A 3,520-nucleotide genomic window follows, 5' to 3' on the forward strand; every position below is an offset into this window, starting at 1 on the left:
CGTAGCTCTTCAGCGAGTTGACGTCTCACCGGCTGCTGCTACCTTGACGGTAGTCTTACACTTGCCTCCACGTCCGCGCACGAGTCTCAGAATGCCCTCCCGCGACTTATCTATCAAGAATTCTTATAGATGCTTGTCTGTGCCTTCAAGTTTGAGCTGCTCATTGACCTGAAAGCTTCCCTTGTTCTGCTCTCAACTGAAGGAATTTCGACCTAATCTTCTTTTCTACAGTATTTATGAGACAAGGTGGGTATAGAACCAATTTCATTATAGCATAGTATAGAAAGTCGCCCGCTTATGGGCGAGGCTTTAAACCCAATTTTTCGGTAAATCATATCATATTTGTAGGGAGTCATTTCAGTTATCAGTTATCAGTTATCAGTTATCAGTTATCAGTACCTCTGCCTGTTTGCGCAGCATGACCTAGGAAAGTAAAGTGAATTGAAATATTGAACTTTATTTTCTCTTAGTCGAATTGACTGATGTTGGTTGGAGGCTTTTTATGCCTGGAAAAAGTATGAGCTTTTCAGAAGCGCAGGTTACAAAAGTGAGGATTTTCGGATAGCAAAAGCCGAAAAATCACTCTTACTATTGTTTTTGCCACTGACTCTGTAATTCCCATTTATTCTACATCCTAACTACTGCCTACTGCCTACCCCAGCAAAAAGACTTTCCATACGCAAACCCTAATTATTAATTATTAATTGTTGAACTACTCCCTATAATTTCAGTCAAACAATACTTTTTCTAAACTTTGTAAAGCCACTTCCAAGTTATCATTAATTAGTTGCACATCAAACTCTTCTGCAGCTTCCACCTCTTTAATTGCCCTTTCTAGACGCTTGACGATCGCCTCTTCCGAATCATGTCCTCTACCCCGCAATCTTTTTTCCAATTCAGTCATAGAAGGAGGTAAAATAAAAATACGCAATGCTTCTGGAAAAGTCTGTTTAATTTGTCTTGCCCCTTGTACCTCAATCTCCAGTAATACTAATTTACCTTGTTTAATATTTTCAATAACTGGCAAACGTGGCGTACCATAAAAATTACCTGCAAACTCAGCCCATTCTAATAAATCTTTAGTTTCAATCATTTGTTGAAATTTATCGCGGTCTACAAAGTAATAGTTTTCTCCTTCTACTTCTCCAGGCCGAGGACAACGGGTAGTCATAGAAATAGATAAAACTAATTCTGGATGACGTTGTAGGAGAGATTTTACCAAAGTCCCCTTACCTACACCACTAGGTCCTGTTAAAACAATTAATTTACCAGTTTGCATAAATTTTTATCGCAGTACAAGCGAGTATAACTAAACTTTTAGTTATTAATAACAAATTCTGCAAAATTAAACATTAATTACTACAATTAACTATCCTTATTGCTATTGTTAAATATAAATCGATGTGCCACTGTTTCAGGCTGAATTGCTGAAAGAATAATATGATTAGAATCTGTAATAATCACTGCCCTGGTACGCCGACCATAAGTAGCATCAATTAATTGGCCTCTTTCCTTGCCATCGCTAATCATTCGCTTGATAGGGGCAGACTCTGGACTAACAATTGCAACGACTCTATTCGCAGAAACTATATTACCAAAACCAATATTAATTAACTGGATATCCATGAAAGATTATGCAACTCATATATACAAAGTTTTTCAGTTATAGCAGCAGGAAGAAGTAAGAAGGAAGAAGGAAGAAGTAAGAAGGACAAATTTTGCGTTGTCTGAATTTAAGCTTTTTATATGTCCGTGCTCTTTCCTTAGACTACTATGTACAGCAGATTCCACCAAGGGTGAGGTATACCCTGAAGCGGATAAAGATGCCCGCACTGGGAACATTTAATAGTTAATCTCTGTACTTCTTATGTGAGGAATCTGCTATAAGAAGAAAGCACATAAAAATCTTTATTCATTAAATCAGGCTTTTACCTCAAGTGTGGCATACTCCCACACTAAGCTGGCGCTATTAGTGTGGGCTTCTCGTTTCGTAGCCCTGCGCATCAGGCACGCGCGTGCTTTAAGAACGGAATGCCCTGTCGCCCTATTTTTGATATTTATCGCTGCATTTCCTAGGTCATGCTTCCCTACGGGATGCTACGCAAACGCAAACAAGTCGCGGTCTATTACAATACCGCAGTGCGGGCCAGAATGAGTTCGTATGTTTAATTCTTTATCGACTTTTTCCCCACAATTTGAGCAGTCTTGGCTAGTATTTTTGGGGTTCACTGCTATGGTTTTCACCTCCAGCATTTGCCTCCTGCGGAGGAGCTGCGCTAACGGCTTTGACAGTCAAAATAGTTAGGAATTGTCCCCATCCAGCATCGTTAGCCGATTCATCCACCAAATCTGCATATTATGGTGTGAGGCTTCTCGGCGATTCAGCTAAATTTATATCATAATGTTTTTTCACTTTTAATTTTTAACTTAAAGCTAACTGTGCAACCTGTTGACTATACAACTCTCATTGCTTCATGTTCTGAACTCTGTGCTAAATGGCTACCAGCACGTTTAGAACAGGTATATCAGCGCGATCGCTTTACTATTACTATTGCTCTGCGAACTCTTAAAAAACGTGGTTGGTTGGACATTTCCTGGCATCCCCAAGGGGCCCGTATTTGTATCAGCGATCCTCCACCTCGCGCCCCTGATACTTTTACTTTTAGTCAACAATTACGACACCAACTAGGGGGACTAGCTTTAATAGCTATTGTTGAAGTTTCTCCTTGGGAGAGGGTACTGGACTTCCAATTTGCGAAACGTCCTGGAGAAGCACCTCTATGGCATCTTTATGTGGAAGTTATGACCAAGTACAGCAATGTTATCCTGACTACTGCGGATAATCTGGTTGTTACCTGTGCCCATCAAGTGAATAGTCAACAGTCTAGTCTTCGTCAAATTCAAACTGGTCAACCTTATGAACTTCCCCCTTCTCTGACTAACCCTATTCCTAGTTTGCAAGAAACGCAACAGCAATGGCAAGAAAGGATTAGTTTAATACCTGGTGTATTGTGGCGAAATTTAATTAAAAATTACCGTGGCCTCAGTAAGGCTTTAGTACAGCCAATGATTGAAGCTTCAGGACTAGACCCTCAAAAGTCTACTAATGACCTTAGTGCTTCGGACTGGCAAAAATTATTTAAAAGTTGGCAAGAATGGTTAAATAATCTGGAGCATTCCAAATTTTATCCCGGTTGGACAGGGAATGGATATACTGTAACAGGTTGGTTAAGTGTAGAATCTGTTGATACTGTCCAGGAATTACTGAATGATTATTATACTGGACAGCTGAATCAGCAAGAGTTTAGTCAACTATATCATCAAATTAGCCAAAAACTTAAAAATATTACGGCTAAGTTACAGCTAAAGGCTGATACTTTTACGGAACGGTTAGACCAGTCGGATGGGGCAGAATTTTTGCGATCGCAAGCTGATTTACTTATGGCCAACCTCCACGAATGGCGACCGGGGATGAAGGCTATTACTCTCTGTGACTTTGAAACGGGGGAACCGATGGTCA

At 40.0% G+C, this 3,520-nt stretch carries 6 protein-coding genes; 1 reads left to right on the forward strand and 5 read right to left on the reverse strand.

Features of this window, described 5'->3' with window-relative positions:
• Nucleotides 1-212: 212 nt before the first annotated feature.
• The 5 genes from F6K54_RS41940 to F6K54_RS41960 form a co-directional block, all read right to left on the reverse strand.
• Complete coding sequence (locus F6K54_RS41940) at nucleotides 213-356, reverse strand: hypothetical protein (protein ID WP_293090412.1); 144 nt, start codon at nucleotides 354-356, stop codon at nucleotides 213-215.
• Nucleotides 357-727: 371 nt separating this feature from the next.
• Nucleotides 728-1,279, reverse strand: coding sequence for a guanylate kinase (gene gmk / locus F6K54_RS41945; protein ID WP_293090413.1), 552 nt, complete (start codon nucleotides 1,277-1,279; stop codon nucleotides 728-730).
• A gap of 86 nt (nucleotides 1,280-1,365) precedes the next feature.
• Nucleotides 1,366-1,626, reverse strand: a complete 261-nt coding sequence (gene remA / locus F6K54_RS41950) for an extracellular matrix/biofilm regulator RemA (protein ID WP_293090414.1) — start codon at nucleotides 1,624-1,626, stop codon at nucleotides 1,366-1,368.
• A gap of 471 nt (nucleotides 1,627-2,097) precedes the next feature.
• On the reverse strand, nucleotides 2,098-2,253 hold the full coding sequence (locus tag F6K54_RS43940) for a zinc ribbon domain-containing protein (protein ID WP_375342036.1): 156 nt from the start codon (nucleotides 2,251-2,253) through the stop codon (nucleotides 2,098-2,100).
• Nucleotides 2,210-2,347, reverse strand: a complete 138-nt coding sequence (locus F6K54_RS41960; protein ID WP_293090416.1) for a hypothetical protein — start codon at nucleotides 2,345-2,347, stop codon at nucleotides 2,210-2,212. Before F6K54_RS41960 ends, F6K54_RS43940 begins: the two co-directional genes overlap by 44 nt.
• A 92-nt stretch (nucleotides 2,348-2,439) precedes the next feature.
• Here F6K54_RS41960 and F6K54_RS41965 point away from each other — a divergent pair.
• Nucleotides 2,440-3,520: NFACT family protein (locus F6K54_RS41965; RefSeq protein WP_293090415.1), on the forward strand; the 1,081-nt coding region annotated here is incomplete at its 3' end.

It is taken from the genome of Okeania sp. SIO3B5, assembly GCF_010692555.1.
GTDB lineage: Bacteria > Cyanobacteriota > Cyanobacteriia > Cyanobacteriales > Microcoleaceae > Okeania.